We start from the raw sequence: 18,786 nt of genomic DNA on the forward strand, positions 1-18,786 counted from the left end.
TTTATTGTAGTTCAATAATGACGACCGCATATCCTGTAGGGAATACCGGTATTGGTGCGAGTACTTCTAGATAGTTTGGAATTGCTCTTGGGCTACTTGTAAGTATTTGTTCAACTGTTTGTTGATTTGTTGCAATAGCTAATAATTCATTTGCAGTTAAGTTATAGAATCCTCCAAGGAATGCAAGATTGGATGCATCTTGTAGAGAAATTGTTTGATTGTTTTGTGCCCCAATTGTTATTATATCTGTTATTAATGCCATAAATGCTGCTTGATCACTATATAAACTCATCGGATAAGCAAACTGTCCACCTTGAATTCTAGGGTCACCAGAATCTGATAGATAATCATAAGGTCTATTTGTTGTCTTACCATCAATTGTTACTGAAACCTCAGAACCACCAATGATATTACTATTAACATCTCTGACCTCTGCACCCGTATGTGGTTCTGTTAACAAGATGAAATTAATCATTTCTGTTTGAACACCTGTTACTGGATGAGTTACCATATCAATGATTGTTCTTCCTGTAGATGCTATTCCTTGAGAAATACCTGATTTGAGTTGTAATGCAACACTTGTCATACCATATGCTTTAAACCAAGCTTCTTCACCTGAGATAAAGTTTTCTATCACTGTATTATTGATAATAAGTGTTGGGTTATTAATACCTCCACCTGCTCTACTGTCGGATAGATGGAATGCTGAACCACCAGATTGTCCATATATTGAGTTTGTAACAGTGAGCTTCGTTGCACCTTGCATATACATACTATTTGCCCAACTGTCTTTAATGATGGATTGATTCACAATCATTTCTACATCTTCACCATATGCATAGTGACTGATACCTATAACTGCAAATCTAATTTGAATATTGTTAAATTCTGAACTTCCATTATTAACCATTACTCCAATATATCCTCCTGAGTTTCTACTCATGAGTCTTTCTTGTAGTAAGATTTCTTCTGATGTACCACCAAAGTTAACAGATGGTACAGTCGTATTTCCAATAATGGTTAGGTTGTTCATTGTAAACTTATTGGTATCTGGTTCTGTTCCTGTCACATTGTAATTAAAGATTGCTATTTGAACGTTAACAATTTCAAATGCTTCAGCAAATCCAACAAGTCCAGATCCACTTCTTGCATTACTATAAGGTAAGTTACTACCATTAATTACCATGAAGTTACCTTCAATTCGAACCTCATTATTGTTGGTTGAAGTAAGGTTTCTGTTATATACATTACCTAAACCATTCTTAATATTCTTAGGTGAACCATCACTGTTTAATTGATTAGGTGAAAGTACTGGTTGAATATTCGCATGTAGATTAATTAAATCAACAGAATCATCACTAAAGAATTCTTTTAAATCTTGATGTGTAAATGCGTTATACCCAGCATTTACAACAAACTCAAATGTAAGTTCACTGACCGTCATACGTGTGGATTGATACTTAGGTGAAACTTTAACTTGATACATATTTCCTTCAGTGCCTGTTTTAAACTGCAAGCGGTTATTCGGTAACAAGTCCACATGGTTTGATAAATCATTTGCTGCAATTAAGTTATAGGTTGAACCATTATATAAATAGAATTCATAGGATAATAAAGCATCATCTAATCTGATTCGATTTCCTGTACTACTTGTCATTCTTAAATCTAAATAGAATGAATTTTTTGTACCCACAATATATGGGTCACTTTGATCTACATAAGATGACTGAACTCCAGTTTCATCTAAGTATTGTTGATAGTTCGTTCCAAATGAGAACCCTTTAATATCTTTAACCACTAATCCATCATATATATTAAATGATTGATCCGGTCTTGTCATTTTAAATCTGAACTGTCCACTAATTTGATTCATCTTCATTGTATATGGATTATTTAGTGTCACCAAGTCAGAACCTGTAATAATCTCAAATTGGTAACCTGAATTAAATTGATACGTCATATTTGTATAGAAAATATATCTTAATGTACCTTGATAATCTTCTACAATAAAGTAATCATAGGTGTCTACATTGCTAGGGTTTTCATCATATATAGACTTCACTTCATAAATGTAAGCTTCAGACATTAAACCGGTCATATGGTTGACGTTATCACCAACGGCTTGAACAGTTACACGGTGCATACCAACTTCTATTAATTTTTCAAACAGATCATAATCGATTGCTGATGTTGGAATATTGAGTGTAAATAAGTTTCCTGATTGTTGGATGATTGATTGATATCCAACAACTTTTTCTTGATCGATATAAATATCAAAGGATGGATTTGTTAAGCCATTTAAATCTAAGTTCCAAGTGATTGTAATATCGTCTGTTCCATTAATCGTTACTAAAACATTCGTGACTTGATTAAATGCAGTTAGTTGTTGCCACTTCGTATAGATTTCAGTTTGATTCGCTGTAAAATCTTCAAAAGCATAATTACCTGGGGTAAGTTCTATTTCCGTTTCACCGTTCATATAGAACCAACCTAAGAATCTAAATCCAGGTTTTGTTAAGTTCCAAATTAATGCATCCGTTGTAATAAATTCTGTTTGTGGGGTAAGTCCTAATTCTGATGCAATAAAGATAATACTTGATCCATCTTTAAATCTGATGGTCTTAGTTGTTGTGTTAAAGTATAGTGCTGATACTGTCATTGTAGATTGAACTTGAGAAATTGTTGAACGTTCCCACAATGATGTAATATTTGTATACGTATATAACACTGGAATATTTAAAGTATCAATTCCTAAGTTGTAATGTGTATATCTGATACTTGTCTCATATGTAATAGGACTTGTTCCTGGAACGGATGCTCCATTGTTTTGGATAAAGACAACTTCTAAAATCAGTCTTCTGTAATAAATCGTTAAGTTTTCTAAATCAATATGATCTACGACAGTGATTAAGTGTTCGATATCATCATAAGTGACTCCATTATAGACCAGTCTATTAAACATATATCCTTCAATTTCAGTAACAGGTAAAATCTCAGTACCATGTAGTAAGCTTGGTATAAAGAAGGATTGACTACCTTCATTGGTAACTGTTTCTAAAATTTCAGTTTGATTCTCTGAAATATCCAGTCTTTCAAACACGTAAGTACCTGCAACATCATAGTAAGCTATTTCCCATCTTGCATAAAGTGTTATATCTGATAGATTTCCAGCATTCACTTCTAATACTCGGATTCCACTTTCAAGTTCTGTAAACCATCCTAAGAAACGGTAACCCGTACGGATACTTGGATCTGTTAATATAAACTCAGACTCGGTTGTGATTGTTAAGTCATTATCATGAATCATATCAAATAGATTTAAGTAAGTAACTGTATAAGTGATTGCTTCAAATCTTGCATAAAGTGTTAAGTTACCGATTGAACCTAGAGTAATTTCTGTAACTTCGTTTCCACCGTTAAGTGCATCAAACCATCCAACGAAGTTGTAACCAGCTTTGTTGGTTGGGTCTAACAAGGTAATGGTTGCTGTTTCTATGGTATAGTTTTCTGGATTACTATGTGTTGTACCCAATAGGTTTTGATAGTTTATTTCATAAATTAATGCTTCATAAGTTGCTTCAATTGTGATATTACTATCTATTGACCATGTTCCAGATACAAATTCATCACCTAAATATGTCCATCCAGTAAATTCATAACCAGTTTTACTTGCTACACCTAGTGTGAAGCTTTCATTATAAGTGACATTTAAAGTAGATGGTCCTGTGCCACCATTTAAGTTATAGGTTACTGTATAAGATTTTGCAGTAAATCTTGCAAATAATTCTAAATCTCCTGTACTTCCTAATGTGATTGCTATAACTTCATTACCACCATTAAGTGCGTCAAACCATCCAACGAAGTTATAACCAGTTCTATATGTTGGATCTAATAATGTAATGGTTGAAGTTTCGATGGTATAGTTTTCTGGATTTGTGTGTGTGGTTCCTTCAAGGTTGTTATAAGTGATTGTGTAAGTGATTGGACTATATACAGCATCAATCGTGATATCTCCATCGATTGACCATGTACCAGAGATAAATGGATTACCAAGATATGTCCATCCTGTAAATTGATATCCTGTTTTACTTGCAGTACTTAAAGTAAAGCTTTCATTATAAGTGACATTTAAGGTAGTTGGTCCTGTACCACCATTTAAGTTATACGTTAAGGTATAAGTCTTAGCAGTAAATCTTGCATAAAGTATCTTATTTCCAGTTGTACCTAGCGTAATTTCTGTGACTTCATTACCACCATTAAGTGCATCAAACCATCCAACAAAGTTATAGCCTGTTCGTTCACTTGGATCTAGTAACGAAATGGTTGATGTTTCTATGTTGTAGTTTTCTGGATTTGAATGTGTGGTTCCATTTAGGTTGCTATAAGTTATGTTATAAGTAACCGGGCTAAATCTTGCATAAAGTGTTAAATTACCTGTTGAACCTAAAGTAATCTCAGTAACTTCTGTGCCACCTAAAGACGAATCAAACCATCCATCGAAGTTGTATCCTAATCTATTTGTTGGATCTTGGAGTGTGATTGTTGCTGTTTCAATGGTGTAAGTTGCTGGGTTGGAGTGTGTTGTTCCATTTAAGTTGCTATAAGTAATGTTATAAGTAACTGGACTAAATCTTGCATATAAAACGATTGTTCCTGTAGAACCTGATGGAATCTCATTAACTAAGGTGCCTCCACTGGATTGATTAAACCATCCAACAAAATCATAACCTAATCGACTTGTTGGTGCTAAGAGTTCAAATGTTGGAGTTTCTATGGTATAGCTTGAAGGATTGGTATGTGTTGTACCTTCTAAGTCATTATAAACAAGGTTATAGTTGATTGCTGTATAGGTTGCATCTATTGAGATATTACTATCAATCAACCATGTACCTGATGTAAATGGACTACCTTCATAGACCCATCCTGCAAATGAGTAACCTACTTTCATAACTGTTCCTAAAGTATATGCTTGGTTATATGTCACAGTGAGTGAAGATGCCCCTGTTCCACCATTTAAGTTATACGTTAAGGTATACGTTTTAGCTGTAAATCTTGCGAATAATTCAAGATCTCCTGTTGAACCTAGGTTGATTGTTTCAACCTTTGTACCACCACTTAAAGCTGTATACCAACCAACAAAGTTATAACCTGTTCGATATGTTGTTTCAAGTAGTGTTATATTTGGAGTTTCAATCGTGTAAGTAGCTGGGTTGGAGTGTGTTGTTCCTAATAAATTACTATAGGTAATGTTATAAGTAATTGCTTCAAATCTTGCAAATACTTCTACGTTTCCAGTACTTCCTAGATCAATTGTTAATACTTCGTTGCCATCAGTTAACGCATCAAACCAACCAACAAAGTTATAACCTGTTCTATTTGTTGGATTTGTAAGTGTGATTGTTGCTGTTTCAATGGTGTAAGTAGCTGGGTTGGAGTGTGTTGTTCCATTTAGGTTGCTATAAGTTATGTTATAAGTAACCGGGCTAAATCTTGCATAAAGTGTTAAATTACCTGTTGAACCTAAAGTAATTTCAGTAATTTCTGTGCCACCTAAAGACGAATCAAACCATCCATCGAAGTTGTACCCTAATCTATTTGTTGGATCTTGGAGTGTGATTGTTGCTGTTTCAATGGTGTAAGTTGCTGGGTTTCCGTGTGTTGTTCCTTGAAGATTTTCAAAAGTCACATCATAGGTTTCGATACTATATTTTGCATACAGTGTAAGATTTGTTGCTGGCATCGTATCAAATACATAAGGTATAGAGTCATCTGATTCATACCAGTATTCAAATATATAACCATTCTTAACTGGATTATAAGGTGCTGTAATGACAGTACCTGGTGCTTCAAATATTTGAGAAACACCACTACCACCAAAGACTTCAAATGTAATGACTGGCCATTCAGTCCACTGTGCATCAATCGTAATATCATTATCTATTGTCCATATACCAGATGTAAATGGTAGCCCTTGATATAACCATCCTGCAAATGTGTATTCATCTTTAGTTGCTACCCCTAATGTAAAGCTTTCGTTATAAGTCACACTTAAAGTAGATGGACCAGTTCCACCATTTAAGTTATAGGTTAGTGTATATGTTTTAGCAGTAAATCTTGCATAAATAGTTTTATGTCCGGTTGAACCTAAAGTAATTTCAGTAATTTCTGTGCCACCTAAAGACGAATCAAACCATCCAACAAAGTTATAACCTGTTCTATTTGTTGGATCAAGTAATGTAATTGTTGCTGTTTCAATGGTGTAAGTTAGAGGGTTTGTATGTGTTGTTCCATTTAAGTTGTTATACGTAATGTTATAAGTGATAGGCGTATAAACTGCATCGATTGTAACATCACTATCAATCATCCATGTACCTGAGATAAACGGATTACCAAGATAAGTCCATCCAGTAAATTCATAACCAGTTTTGTTTGCAACACCTAGTGTAAAGCTTTGGTTATAGGTCACACTTAAAGTAGATGGTCCTGTACCACCATTCAAGTTATATGTTAAAGTGTAACTTTTTGCAGTAAATCTTGCATAAAGTTCTAAGTCTCCTGTTGTACCCAGCGTAATCTCTATAACTTCATTACCACCTGAAAGTGCATCAAACCATCCAATAAAGGTATATCCAGTTCTCTCTGTTGGATCTACTAGATTTATTGTGTTTGTTTCAATGTTGTAGTTATCTGGATTGGAATGTGTTGTACCTTGTAGATTACCATAAGTAACGATATAGGTAATTGGGATAAATCTCGCATAAAGTTCTAAGTCTTCTGTTGAACCTGATTCAATTTCTGTGACTTCAACTCCACCAGTAAGTGCGTCAAACCATCCAACAAAATTATAACCTGCTCTATCCGTTGGATCTAGTAACGTTATGGTTGCTGTTTCAATGTTATAGCTTTCTGGATTTGAATGTGTTGTTCCTTGTAGATTGTTATAAGTGATGTTATAAGTCGTTGGTGTGAATCTTGCATAAAGTGTCTTATTTCCAGTTGAACCTTGAGGTATTGAAACAACTTCATTTCCACCGATTTGATGTGTGAACCATCCAACGAAATCATAACCTGTTTTATCTGTTGGTTCTAGTAAAGTGATGGTTGCTCTTTCAATGGTGTAGTTTACTGGATTTGTATGTGTGGTTCCTTCTAAATTGTTGTAAGTAATACTATAAGTAATTGAACTGAATCTTGCAAATATTTCTAAATCTCCAAATGAACCTTTTGGAATCGATACGATCTGATTACCATCTGTTAATGCATCAAACCAACCTATAAATTGATATCCTAATCTTGATGTAGGATTTGTTAAACTAAATGAATTGGTTTCTATATGATATGTAGAAGGATTTGAATGTGTTGTACCTTGTAGATCACTATAGGTTATATCATATGTGATTGGTTCAAATCGAGCATATAAATCAATGTTTCCAGTACTTCCTAAGGAAATAGTGCTAATCTCTTCTCCAGAAGTAGACTGATTAAACCATCCCATAAATTGATAACCCGTACGATTTGTAGGTTCTTCTAAGAAGATATTTTCTGTTTCAATCGTGTAAGTATTAGGGTTTTCGTGTGTAGTTCCTTCTAGGTTGTTATATGTAATTGTATAATTGACCGGACTATATACTGCATCAATTGTGATATCTCCATCGATTAACCATGTACCAGAGATAAATGGATTACCAAGATATGTCCATCCTGTAAATTGATATCCTGTTTTACTTGCTGTACCCAAAGTAAAGCTTTGGTTATAGGTCACACTTAAAGTAGATGGTCCTGTGCCGCCATTTAAGTTATAAGTGATGGTATATGTTTTTGCAGTAAATCTAGCATAAAGTGTTTTAATTCCAGTTGAGCCAAGTGTAATTTCTGTGACTTGATTGCCACCATTAAGTGTATCAAACCATCCTATAAAGTTATAACCCGTTCTATTTGTTGGATCTAATAACGTAATGGATGTAGTTTCAATGGTATAGTTTTCTGGATTTGTATGTGTAGTTCCTTCTAAATTACTGTATGTGATTGTGTAAGTTATTGGACTAAATACTGCATCGACGGTGACATCACCATCGATTAACCATGTACCTGATGCAAACGAATTACCAAGATACATCCACCCTGTAAATTCATAACCTATCTTACTTGCTACACCTAGTGTAAAGCTTTGATTATAGGTTACACTTAAAGTAGATGGTCCTGTGCCACCGTTTAAGTTATAAGTAATCGTATAAGTCTTTGCAGTAAATCTCGCATAAAGTGTCTTATTACCTGTTGAACTCAGCGTAATTTCTGTAACTTCGTTACCACCACTAAGTGCAGTAAACCATCCAACAAAGTTATAACCAGTTCGACTCGTTGGATTTGCTAAATTGATTGTCAGTGTTTCAATGTTATAGTTTTCTGGATTTGTATGTGTGGTTCCTTCTAAATTGTTGTAAGTAATACTATAGGTAATTGGACTGAATCTTGCATAAAGTGTTTTATTTCCTGTTGAGCCTAAAGTGATTTCTGTAACTTGATTCCCACCAGTTAATGCATCAAACCATCCTATAAATTGATAACCCGTACTATTTGTAGGTGCATTTAAAGTAATCGTGTTTGATAAAATAGTATAGCTGGTAGGGTTAGAATGTGTCGTTCCATTTAAATTGGAATAAGTTAAACTATAATTTCTAACACTCCATTTTGCAAATAACTCTAAGCCCTCTAAAGGCATTACCGTACTTGGACTAAATGTATAAACTGTTCCTGTACCTTCAATATTATCAAACCATCCAACAAATTGATATCCTTCTTTTGTAGGTGTTGGAGGTAATCCGATAATGCTTAGATACGCAGCAGATATGACAAACTCATTTTGTTGACCCTCAAAAAATCCACCATTGGCATTTAATTTAACTTCATATGTTTTTGGTGTTAAGATCGGATCAATCGTCAGATTTTCTGTGACATTTTCAAATGACTTAGACCATCCACTAAAATCATATCCATTAGGTGCTAAATACGTTGGGGGCACTGCATCTTCACCTAAGGCAATATTTACTTCTTTAATTGGAGTTCCTTGTTCATTTCTAAAGATAACCAAGAAAGTTATTTGTTCATAGATCACCATGACATCTAAATTGGATGTAATGATATGATTAATGCCTGGATTGTAACCAACAAATAGATATCCTTCTTTTGAAGGTGTAACAGTCGGTATGAATGGATCACCATGTTTAATGGTTAAAGTTTCATAAACTGTTCCAAATGAATCTTTCACAACCACTTGATAATACGCATCATCTTCAATCAAGTTGACTTCCATATCAGAGGTTATATTTGTAAAATCCGTATGATCCCAATATCTAACCTTACCTGTTATACTTGGTGGAACGGGTATATCGGTTAATGTACCACCATGTGTTACAGTTTTAGTTTCAAAGACGACATCATCAATTAAAAAAGTAATTGTATAAGAATATATAGACCATTTTGCATAAAGGTTTACATTCCTTGCAGGCATTTTGTCTAAATCAAAACGTGTCCCATCTATGCTTCCTTCAAACCAACCTACAAACTCATATCCTTCTTTTGTAGGTGTAGGCAGTATAACATCCCCTTGATAGACATATTCTCTAGATGGAATAGATGTATCGTTATCAGGAAAGAATACCATTTGATAGAAATTAATACTCCATTTTGCATAAAAAGTCATATTTCTAACAACTGGTACATCAAATAAGAATTTTGATGATTCATCAAAGTTACTATTTTCATACCAACCTTGGAACGTATATCCTTCTTTGGATGTTGTAGGTATTTCTACTAAACTACCTTGATCAATAACGATCGTTTCAACAGAAGTTCCTTCGTTTGTATTAAAGGTTAGTTCAACGGTTCGATTGGTACATGATACCAAAACGAACATGATAAAGATAACCGAAATGAGTCCAAATATTTTTTTAAACATAAATTTTCCCCCTTATATGTTTTATAGATCTGGAACAATGATCACTCCGGGTGGTTTAAACCATAAAATGATCATATCTGATTTTTGAGTCCTTGAATCTTTAATCGTAACTGTTAAAACAATTTCATTTTCTATATCTTCAAGTCCATAGTAGATATATATGATTTTGTCATAAATATCTAATTGATAATTAATATGACTAAGACTTAAAGTAACTGAAAGTTCACTATAACTTTCATCAGGTCCTAAATCATAATTTAATCGGTAAACTGGGTTTGTTGTTGTAACAAATGGTTTGACATCTCTAACCTTTTCCGAATCTTCATTTAATGTGTCAAACTCGGTAAATTCAATCGTTTCAATAGGCCCTAAATTGGTGTTTTCAGGTAATGTTCCCCATACAGCAATCATCATGATGGATAGAATACTAGATATAAAAATAATAAATATAATTGATTTTTTCGTCATATATTCCCTCCTTAATATTCTATCTCTATAAAATATGCTTTTAAATATGCTCTAAACGATACAAATCGGTAGAGGGCAAAAACGATTGCAGAACCAATCATTAAACCCCATCCTAAATCTTCTACAATAATAAATGAAATAACAGCAACCAAGGTAAATAGTAATGATAATATCAGTCCAAAAGATAGAGATTTTTGAATGTTTGGATGATTCACTAAACTACCTGTTTGGGCATATTCTGATAGGTTTGGATTTAAAACATCTAATTCCAAACTATAAAAGATATGTCCAATGTTTACAACACTTACAAATATTGCCAAATAGACGATATCCATTTTAGGAAATACTGGAAGTGCATAACTAAAGACAATAAAACTTATACCAATAACAAATAATGTAATGAGTAAATTAAATAGTAGTTTTGCCCATGCAATTTTAGAAGTATCATAAGGTGCTGTTTTTAATAAGATAAATTCATAACCTTCTTTAGTGATTGCTGAAGCTGACTGTGTATTTGAACCCGTAACAACTAATAAACAAATTAATATATTTAAAATCAGTACTAAACTATTTCCAAATGTTGAACGGTTCATACCCATGTAAATATAATTTAGGATATACATAATCATCGGAAGGGATATTAGTAAAGCGTAATTGTTAATTAATTCATTAGGACTTCTTCTTGCAATAATCATTTCTTTTCTAAAGAACGTCATAAACAGTGATTTAGATTCTTTAGTCTTATGCGATTTATTCTTCTTAACAGAGTGTTCGTTAGAACGTGATGTTAATCTAAAATACATCGGTTTTGCAATTAAGTAGTTGCTTAATCCTAGAAGGATTGTGATGCCTAATACATAGACATAATGGATGAACGGATTCACGTTATATAATATAAATCCAATATATGTATATACAAATCCAAAGTCTGCTATTTGTTGCATAAATAGTGTTAACCCTATAATGAAACTGTTATAAAGTTGTACAAGTCGAATCGGTATTGGAATCCCTTGTATCAGTATGTATATAAAATACCCTAAAGTAACTAAAACCACTAACGTTAATAAAGCACTCATGAGCTGGTGTTCTCTTAAATAATTTTTTATATATACAAATGGAATGGATAATAACGTCGATATAAACACTGAAAGTAAAGGTAAAAGTAGTGCAATAGGTAATATATTCAAGTAGTAAAGTACATGTGCATTTTGATTAAATCCAAGTGCAATTAAGATAGGTACTAAAACATAAAGGTTTCTTAAAAATTCTTGAATATAATAAAGAATAAACTTACTTATAAAGATTTCATCATTCTTCACAGGTAATGGGAATAAAATTTGATTATCTCTACTATGGTATAAATCATTTGTTACATGTAACAAGGATGAAACGATACCAATTCCTTGGGTTAGAACAAATATAAATATTGCAAAATATTCATTTACAGGTATATAGAATATATTTTTAATCGCATAGATTGCAAAAGATGCAACAATACTCACTAAAACAAGAATAACAGCTTGTATAGCAATTACTCTGTATATTCTTAAAGAACCTTTTTCTTTTCGTTTAAATTTATTATAAAGTTGTAGTAAAAGTAATAACCATATACGTTTGACCATAACTTATTTTCCTTGCATATAAAGTGTTTCTAACGATATTCCTTTTTTCTTTAAATCTTCTACTTCATAAACTCCGATGAGTTCACCTTGATTAATCACTGCAATCTTTGTACAAATCTTTTCAACAACCTCAATGACGTGTGATGAGAAAAATACGATGTTACCTTTTCTAGCATGTTCTTTCATGGATTCTTTGATTTGATATGCACTGGTTGGATCAAGTCCTGTTAGGGGTTCATCTAAAATCCATACAGGTGGTTCATGAATTAAGGATGCAATAACTACTAATTTTTGTTTCATACCATGGGAATACGATTTTACTTCTTGATCAATAGCATGTTCTAAATTGAGTTCTTTAACTAATTTATTGAAACGTTCATCTCTAATATTTTTATCAACTTTGTAGAGTTCTGAAACATAATAAATATACTCTCTACCAGTTAATTTTTCATAAACCGCATGATTGTCGGATACATAGCCCATTCGAAGTTTCGCTTCGATTGGTTGAGTTTTAATGGAATATCCATCAATCATAATTTCACCTTCTGTAATGGACTGAATGCCAACCATACTTTTAATGGTTGTTGATTTACCTGCTCCGTTATGACCAAGAAATCCAAAAATCTCACCTGGTCCTACTTCAAGAGAGAAATTCTTAACTGCAAAACGATTTGATTTTCCATATCTTTTTGAGAAGTTTGAAATTTTTATCATACCTTTATATGCCTCATACATTCTTTCATCAATTTTCTTATCACCCAACATTTGGATTAATAAGTTTTTATCATAACGCATTTGTTGTTGTTTATTTCTTAATTGTCTATTTCTTTCAATGGATGCATATGACCAATCATAGACATACCAACTTGCAAACATCAGACCCATGAAAGATAGATAATATAGTAATTGATAAAGCCAGAAAAATTTAAATGTTAAGTCTTGATATGTAAACTCGATTACATAATTATATTGAAGTTGTCTTAAATCTAGCATATCTGTTAGAAAGTCACTGTATGCGAAGAAATAATCCACCAGTGTATAGTTGTTAAACCAAGCATTTAGGAATAAGATCACTAAATAATAAACCGTAAATACAATCAATGCTTGATACATCGATTTTAAAGTAGGCTTATGAAACACCCCTAATGCAACTCCAAGTATTGGAATAATCAGTGCATAGATGTGGTTATATGCAAAGTGTATAACTTGTAGGGTAAAGAAATCCACCTCATAGTTTGGTAATAAAATACCACCGATTGCACCGATGACATTTGCAAAATATGCAAAATAGAAGAAACTTTTTATTTTAAATACCACTGCAAAAAATATTAAGATAACCGCCATATTACATAAATGGAAAGGAAGAGCTGCTAAATCTTCTCTTCTCATATAAAAGTATTGGAATATCGATGCTACAGCTAAAAACAGTATGAGTGCTTCCTTAGCATCCACACTTTTTAGTTTCATCAGTTTATAAATAACAAACATAGCTATGATAGGTATTAAAATAAGTATCAAGTGTTCTACATTAAATTCCTTAGGTATTTCACCTAAATTACCAAACAGATTAATTAATAAGGTTTGAGGCATTAATGCAAACATGCTACCTATGATGACTAAAACTGTAATCCATGTTTCTTTTAAAGATATTTTAAACTTGAAACTATTTAATAAATAACTAAGGGAAACAATTAATAAAAAACATATTTCAAACATAAATTCAACAACTCTAGATGAAAAGTCTAATGAGTTTTGAAATGCAATCACATGTTCATTGAAAAATATGATATATAAAACCGAGAGAATCAATCCAAAATAACCAATCAGTGTTTGAAGACGCTTTAATGGATATAAAATGGAAGTAAATATCCAAGCAATCAGTACCACACCAATCCATCTTTGAAATAAAATGATTAACGATAATTCCGGACTAAAAATCCAAGTGGATTCTGAGTTAATGGGTGTTACCACATCAAATAATAACAGATTAAATGTTTGATTTATTGTGTCAAAAGAAAAAAGTCTTGTCAGATAGATTAAAAATAACCCAACTGAAAAGACTTTAGTATATATGTTTTTATATTCATTATATTTATAATGAAGCACTAGTCCCAAAACGATAAATAAAAAACCTAATAATATCGTGGTTTCCATATGTATACAACATCCCCATGTCATTTTTTATCATGTTTTTGAAAATTATTTTCAATAATTGATTGATTTCATTATAACATAAAAATTAAGAATTATACATGTTGATCAATTAATATGAGATTACCATCCGGGTCTTCAATCATCATATATCCAGGTCCTTTTTCACCTTGAATGGTTTCCATTGAAAATATACCTTCATTTTTTAATTTTTGATTAATTTCTCTAATATCTATAAAATCTTTAGTGACGTTTCCACTGGAGTCAAATCCAGGATTAAATGTCATCATATTATGTTCAAACATTCCTTCAAATAACCCAATGACACTATCTTCATTTTTAAGAATAACCCATAAATCATCAGGATTCCCTCCGATGATTTTAAATCCTAATTTTTCATAAAAATGAAGTGAAGTTTTTAGATCATTGACTTTTAAACTTAAAGAAAATGCACCTAATTTCATATTCTTTCCTCATTATCTGTTATAAAGTCTAATTCTAGTGTTTCTTTAATTCCTAATTGAATTAATTCTTTTAGAACATCCATATCAATGTCACTAAGTTTTTTAATATATAAACAACTCTTTCCAATTTTATATTTACCTAAGTCCATGAGTATTTCGTATTGTTCTAAATCATAAGATAGATATAAGGTGATTGCATTTTTTCTATTTGCAAATCCAAATAATGGCATATCTCCTTCATGACCAGTTTTATATTTATAGTGTAGGCTTCCATAACCAACTATGGTTCCCCACATTTTAGGTTCTTTTAAGGTGAGTTCCGTTCCTAGTTTTAGAAGTGTTTGGATATCTTCTAAACGTTCAGCTTCTACGGTTTCTAAGAATGATTCGATACTTAAGTTTGTTCTTTCCATAGGTCTTCCTTCTTTACAAGTGTTTTAGCTTTTACTTTTTTATTTAAATAATATATTGTTTCCTTTAATCTTTTTTGTTTTGTCTCATCTGTTTTGACATCAAATACATATCGAACCCATTGTTTTTGATAACCATTGGGTAGTGTATTAAAAAATGCTAAAGCGTCTGTTTCTTTTTGAATCAGTTCTATAAATTCCTTTATAAAGTTTTCTATATCAGACTTTGATGTAAGTACTTCTTTTCTTAATTTTAGTGATGTATCTTTTTTGATACCAATGAGTGTATATTGATCATCAAATGCTTGCATACGATTAAAACGCATCAGTGTTTGATCTATATAACCTGTTTCATCATTTACTTTTAAAAATGGAAAAATATCATCTCTATGAATTCCAGGTTTTCCTAAAGTGTTTTTTAATTTAGGATACATTAGACAAAGTAATCCGCCTGGTTTTAATTCATTTAAAGCATTTTTAATTTCTCTCTTCATGTCTTCAAGTGTATCTACAAAACCATAAATTAAATCTGGATTTTTATCCACAATATTTAAATCTTTAAATTGGTCTTTATAGTTATCTGGTATGTTTCTTAATGCATATGTTTCAGTAGTTTTTAGTTTAAATAGCATATAAACCTCCCTTACTTGTACTTTAAGTATACTTAAAAAGGAGGTTTTTTAATTCAATCTTGCATTTATAAATCAAATTTATAGATTAATTGGTTGAATATCTTCTATATCTTTAGGTCCAAGAAATTTATTTTTAGATAGATCGATTAGAAATGCTCCAAGTGGTGCAGTCAACAATATTGCTAATACAGCAATTGTTAACATGGTATTTCCATTAGAAATTCCAAGTGCTAGCGGTATTGAACCAATAGATGCTTGAACGGTTGCTTTTGGAATATATGCATAAGCAACAAATGTTCTTTCTTTTATTTCTAGATTGGTTTTATAAAGTGAAATGAATACTCCAATACTTCTAAACACCAATGCACCTATAATGAGTAATATCGCCATGAGTCCAATATTAGGTATTTGGGTAATATCAACTGCAGCACCTACTAATACAAAAAGTAACATCTCTGTAAAAACCCAAATCTTTTCATACTTTTTAACCAATCTTTCTGCTACTACTTGATAACGTGTGAGTATGGTAATTCCCATGGATAAAGCGGATAGTAAACCAGAATATGGAACTATATTTGAAAACTCATGTTCTATTGTTAAAAAGAATAATGAAAAACTTAAGATCAATAATATTTTTGTTGTATCTCTAATATGAAACTTCTTGAAGAATATTACAAATAAATAACCAAAGATAATACCCACTAAAATTCCTAATACAATAGAAATTGGTAAAAAGAGAATACTTAATAAAGAATAGGATCCAGTTTGTGCAACTTGTACAAACGATGTGAAAAGAACGATAACAAATATATCGTCTACGGATGCGCCTGCTAATACAATTTGTGGAATAGACTTTTTAGTTCCTTGCTTATCTTCCATTAACTTTAACATTCTAGGTACAACAATCGCAGGAGAAACCGCAGCCAGTATACTTCCTAAAACTAAAGACTCAATAACTGTTAATCCTAAAAAGATAGGACCCAGTATTAAAACACCTATAATTTCCAAACTAGCAGGGATAAAAGACATCAGTATTGCTGGTCTTCCTACCTTTTTTAAATCATTAAAACTTAATGATAGACCTGCACGAAGCAAAATAATAATGAGTGCAATTTGTCTTAAATCAACAGAAATAGCTAAAACCTCTGGAGCAATCAAGTTAAAAACATAAGGTCCAAGTAAAATACCTGCAAGAATCATTCCAATGATTCTTGGGAGTTTCAGTCTATAAAATATTTCTGATAATGAAAAACCTACTAAGATGATGAGTGATAGTGTGAGTAACATAAACAAATTCCTTTCTTTAAATCCCTAATTTATAATAAAAGCTGATGGCCTACAGATAAAAAATCTGTAGAAGTCATCAGCAATAAGCGGTTTACGTATGTACGAAGGGAGCACTTCATTCCCTTTATCTATTTTATCATTAAAATAATTAAACGTATAAATTTTTTATGAATTATCGGTAAGTACGCATGTATAGATTGTTTTTGATTCTAAAGTTGATCCATCTAAAGTTAAGTACTACAACATAGATTCCACTAATCAGTAAATTAAACATCAGTACACGGTCTAAATCAGGGGGTAGCGTGGTTAGTCTTACAAAAGTTAGAAATACACCCATAAAGCATACATAGACACCCATCAAAATTAAACTTAATCGACCTGATTTAAGAATATATAGATAGACTGGATATTTAAATGATAAGATTGCAGATATAAAATCAATGAATGTATATCCAATAATTAAGGATGGTAATGTAAATCCTATTAAATTGAGTGAATCACTCGAATTTTGAGCATAGTGTATGAAACTCAGATAAACTAAGGATACAGTAATTACTTTAATCACTCTCATTCGATACTTAACCCTTATAATCGTTGATACTCCTTTAAAAATAAATAACCATAATTGTATGAAACTAAATACGATAATTGTTAATAAGATTTGAATATTTCCATTTAAACTATCATAACCATTCATCGCGACCCAAATTAAATTGATGGTAGACATTAAAATATAAATTAATACACTAAAATGATAATATCTTCTAAATTTCTTGTCTACTTCATAGTTTGGAAATTGATATTTTCTATCTTTTCCACCTAATATAAATGATGGAGACACCTTAAAAAACATTGATAACTTTTCAAGATGCTCTATAGATATTTTCGATCCATCCTCGTATGATTTAAGGGTTTGAACTTGAATCTTTGTATCACTAGATACATCTTTAATACTTAAATTTTTGGATTCTCTTATCTTCTTGAGGTAGTTACTGTTTGCCATAAGAAACCTTTCTAAAACGTGTTTTTTAACTTATACTATATATCATAACAAAACCCAATCAAAATAACTTGAAAAATCGTAAAAAAATATATAGAAAGTCATATAGACTTTCTATATCATTCATTTACTCAAGGAGTTTTTTTAATGCTTCTTTTTGATCAATCATAATTAATTTATTTTCAATAGAATGAATATATCCTTTTTTTGTTAATACAGCTAATTTTCTACTAAACGTTTCAGGTGTCATACCTAAATTCGAAGCTAAGTTGGTTTTAGATGTAGGAAATTTAACAAGTAAGTTCTTTTCTAAATCTAGTAAGATTTTAACCACTTTGGTTAATGCATCATATAAATTGTTATGTTCGATTAATTTTTCTGCATGATCTAATCGATTGGTAACTTCTTCTAACATTTTAATGGAAAGCTCTGGACTCTTAGCCATGAGCTTTTTTAATTCTTTTTGTTCAACCATACAAATAATGGATGGTTCAATAACCTCTGCATAATGTGGTGTATTCAGTGTATTAAATAATGCCAACTCTCCTAAAAAATCTCCATTTTTTAAGATTCTTATGACTTGTTCTTTTCCATCCTGATTCATTCTTGAAATTTTAACCTTACCTCTATGAATCACATATAAACTTTCAATCGAATCACCTAAATGATAAATGAATTCACCACGCATCATTTTTTTATGATGTGCAATATTGACAATTTCATCTAGCTCACTTGAATTCAAGTTTTTAAAGAGTGGGACATGTTTGACGCACTGATTGGGTTGATTATCGCTCATA

General features: G+C 31.6%; 10 protein-coding genes, 1 pseudogene and 1 riboswitch. All 11 genes and pseudogenes read right to left on the reverse strand.

Annotated features, from left to right (window positions below):
• Position 1: 1 nt before the first annotated feature.
• Entirely contained in the window at positions 2-9,955 is a 9,954-nt protein-coding gene (locus B5X49_RS07600) for an InlB B-repeat-containing protein (protein ID WP_045748884.1), read from the reverse strand.
• A gap of 21 nt (positions 9,956-9,976) precedes the next feature.
• Positions 9,977-10,423, reverse strand: coding sequence for a hypothetical protein (locus B5X49_RS04655; protein WP_045748883.1), 447 nt, complete (start codon positions 10,421-10,423; stop codon positions 9,977-9,979).
• Positions 10,424-10,434: 11 nt separating this feature from the next.
• Complete coding sequence (locus tag B5X49_RS04660) at positions 10,435-12,045, reverse strand: hypothetical protein (protein ID WP_045748882.1); 1,611 nt, start codon at positions 12,043-12,045, stop codon at positions 10,435-10,437.
• A gap of 3 nt (positions 12,046-12,048) precedes the next feature.
• Positions 12,049-12,759, reverse strand: coding sequence for an ABC transporter ATP-binding protein (locus B5X49_RS07835; protein ID WP_045749975.1), 711 nt, complete (start codon positions 12,757-12,759; stop codon positions 12,049-12,051).
• A gap of 270 nt (positions 12,760-13,029) precedes the next feature.
• A pseudogene (locus B5X49_RS07875) lies at positions 13,030-14,223 on the reverse strand (TMEM164 family acyltransferase); the annotation flags it as partial.
• A 68-nt stretch (positions 14,224-14,291) separates the two neighbouring features.
• On the reverse strand, positions 14,292-14,660 hold the full coding sequence (locus B5X49_RS04670) for a VOC family protein (RefSeq protein ID WP_045748881.1): 369 nt from the start codon (positions 14,658-14,660) through the stop codon (positions 14,292-14,294).
• Positions 14,657-15,073 (reverse strand): DUF1801 domain-containing protein, encoded by a 417-nt coding sequence (locus B5X49_RS04675; RefSeq protein ID WP_045748880.1) that lies wholly within the window; start codon positions 15,071-15,073, stop codon positions 14,657-14,659. Before B5X49_RS04675 ends, B5X49_RS04670 begins: the two co-directional genes overlap by 4 nt.
• Complete coding sequence (locus B5X49_RS04680) at positions 15,055-15,702, reverse strand: YdeI/OmpD-associated family protein (protein ID WP_052669891.1); 648 nt, start codon at positions 15,700-15,702, stop codon at positions 15,055-15,057. The genes B5X49_RS04675 and B5X49_RS04680 overlap by 19 nt, the downstream gene beginning before the upstream one ends.
• 78 nt (positions 15,703-15,780) lie before the next feature.
• On the reverse strand, positions 15,781-16,989 hold the full coding sequence (locus B5X49_RS04685; protein WP_045748879.1) for a cation:proton antiporter: 1,209 nt from the start codon (positions 16,987-16,989) through the stop codon (positions 15,781-15,783).
• A 60-nt stretch (positions 16,990-17,049) separates the two neighbouring features.
• A riboswitch (Fluoride riboswitch) is annotated at positions 17,050-17,121 on the reverse strand.
• A 40-nt stretch (positions 17,122-17,161) separates the two neighbouring features.
• Positions 17,162-17,992 carry a helix-turn-helix domain-containing protein gene (locus B5X49_RS04690; RefSeq protein ID WP_045748878.1) on the reverse strand — a complete coding sequence of 277 codons (831 nt, stop codon included), beginning with the start codon at positions 17,990-17,992 and terminating at the stop codon, positions 17,162-17,164.
• 124 nt (positions 17,993-18,116) lie between these two features.
• Positions 18,117-18,785, reverse strand: coding sequence for a Crp/Fnr family transcriptional regulator (locus tag B5X49_RS04695; protein WP_045748877.1), 669 nt, complete (start codon positions 18,783-18,785; stop codon positions 18,117-18,119).
• Between the last annotated feature and the right edge of the window lies 1 nt (position 18,786).

This window comes from Acholeplasma oculi (genome assembly GCF_900166985.1).
GTDB lineage: Bacteria > Bacillota_I > Bacilli_A > Acholeplasmatales > Acholeplasmataceae > Acholeplasma > Acholeplasma oculi.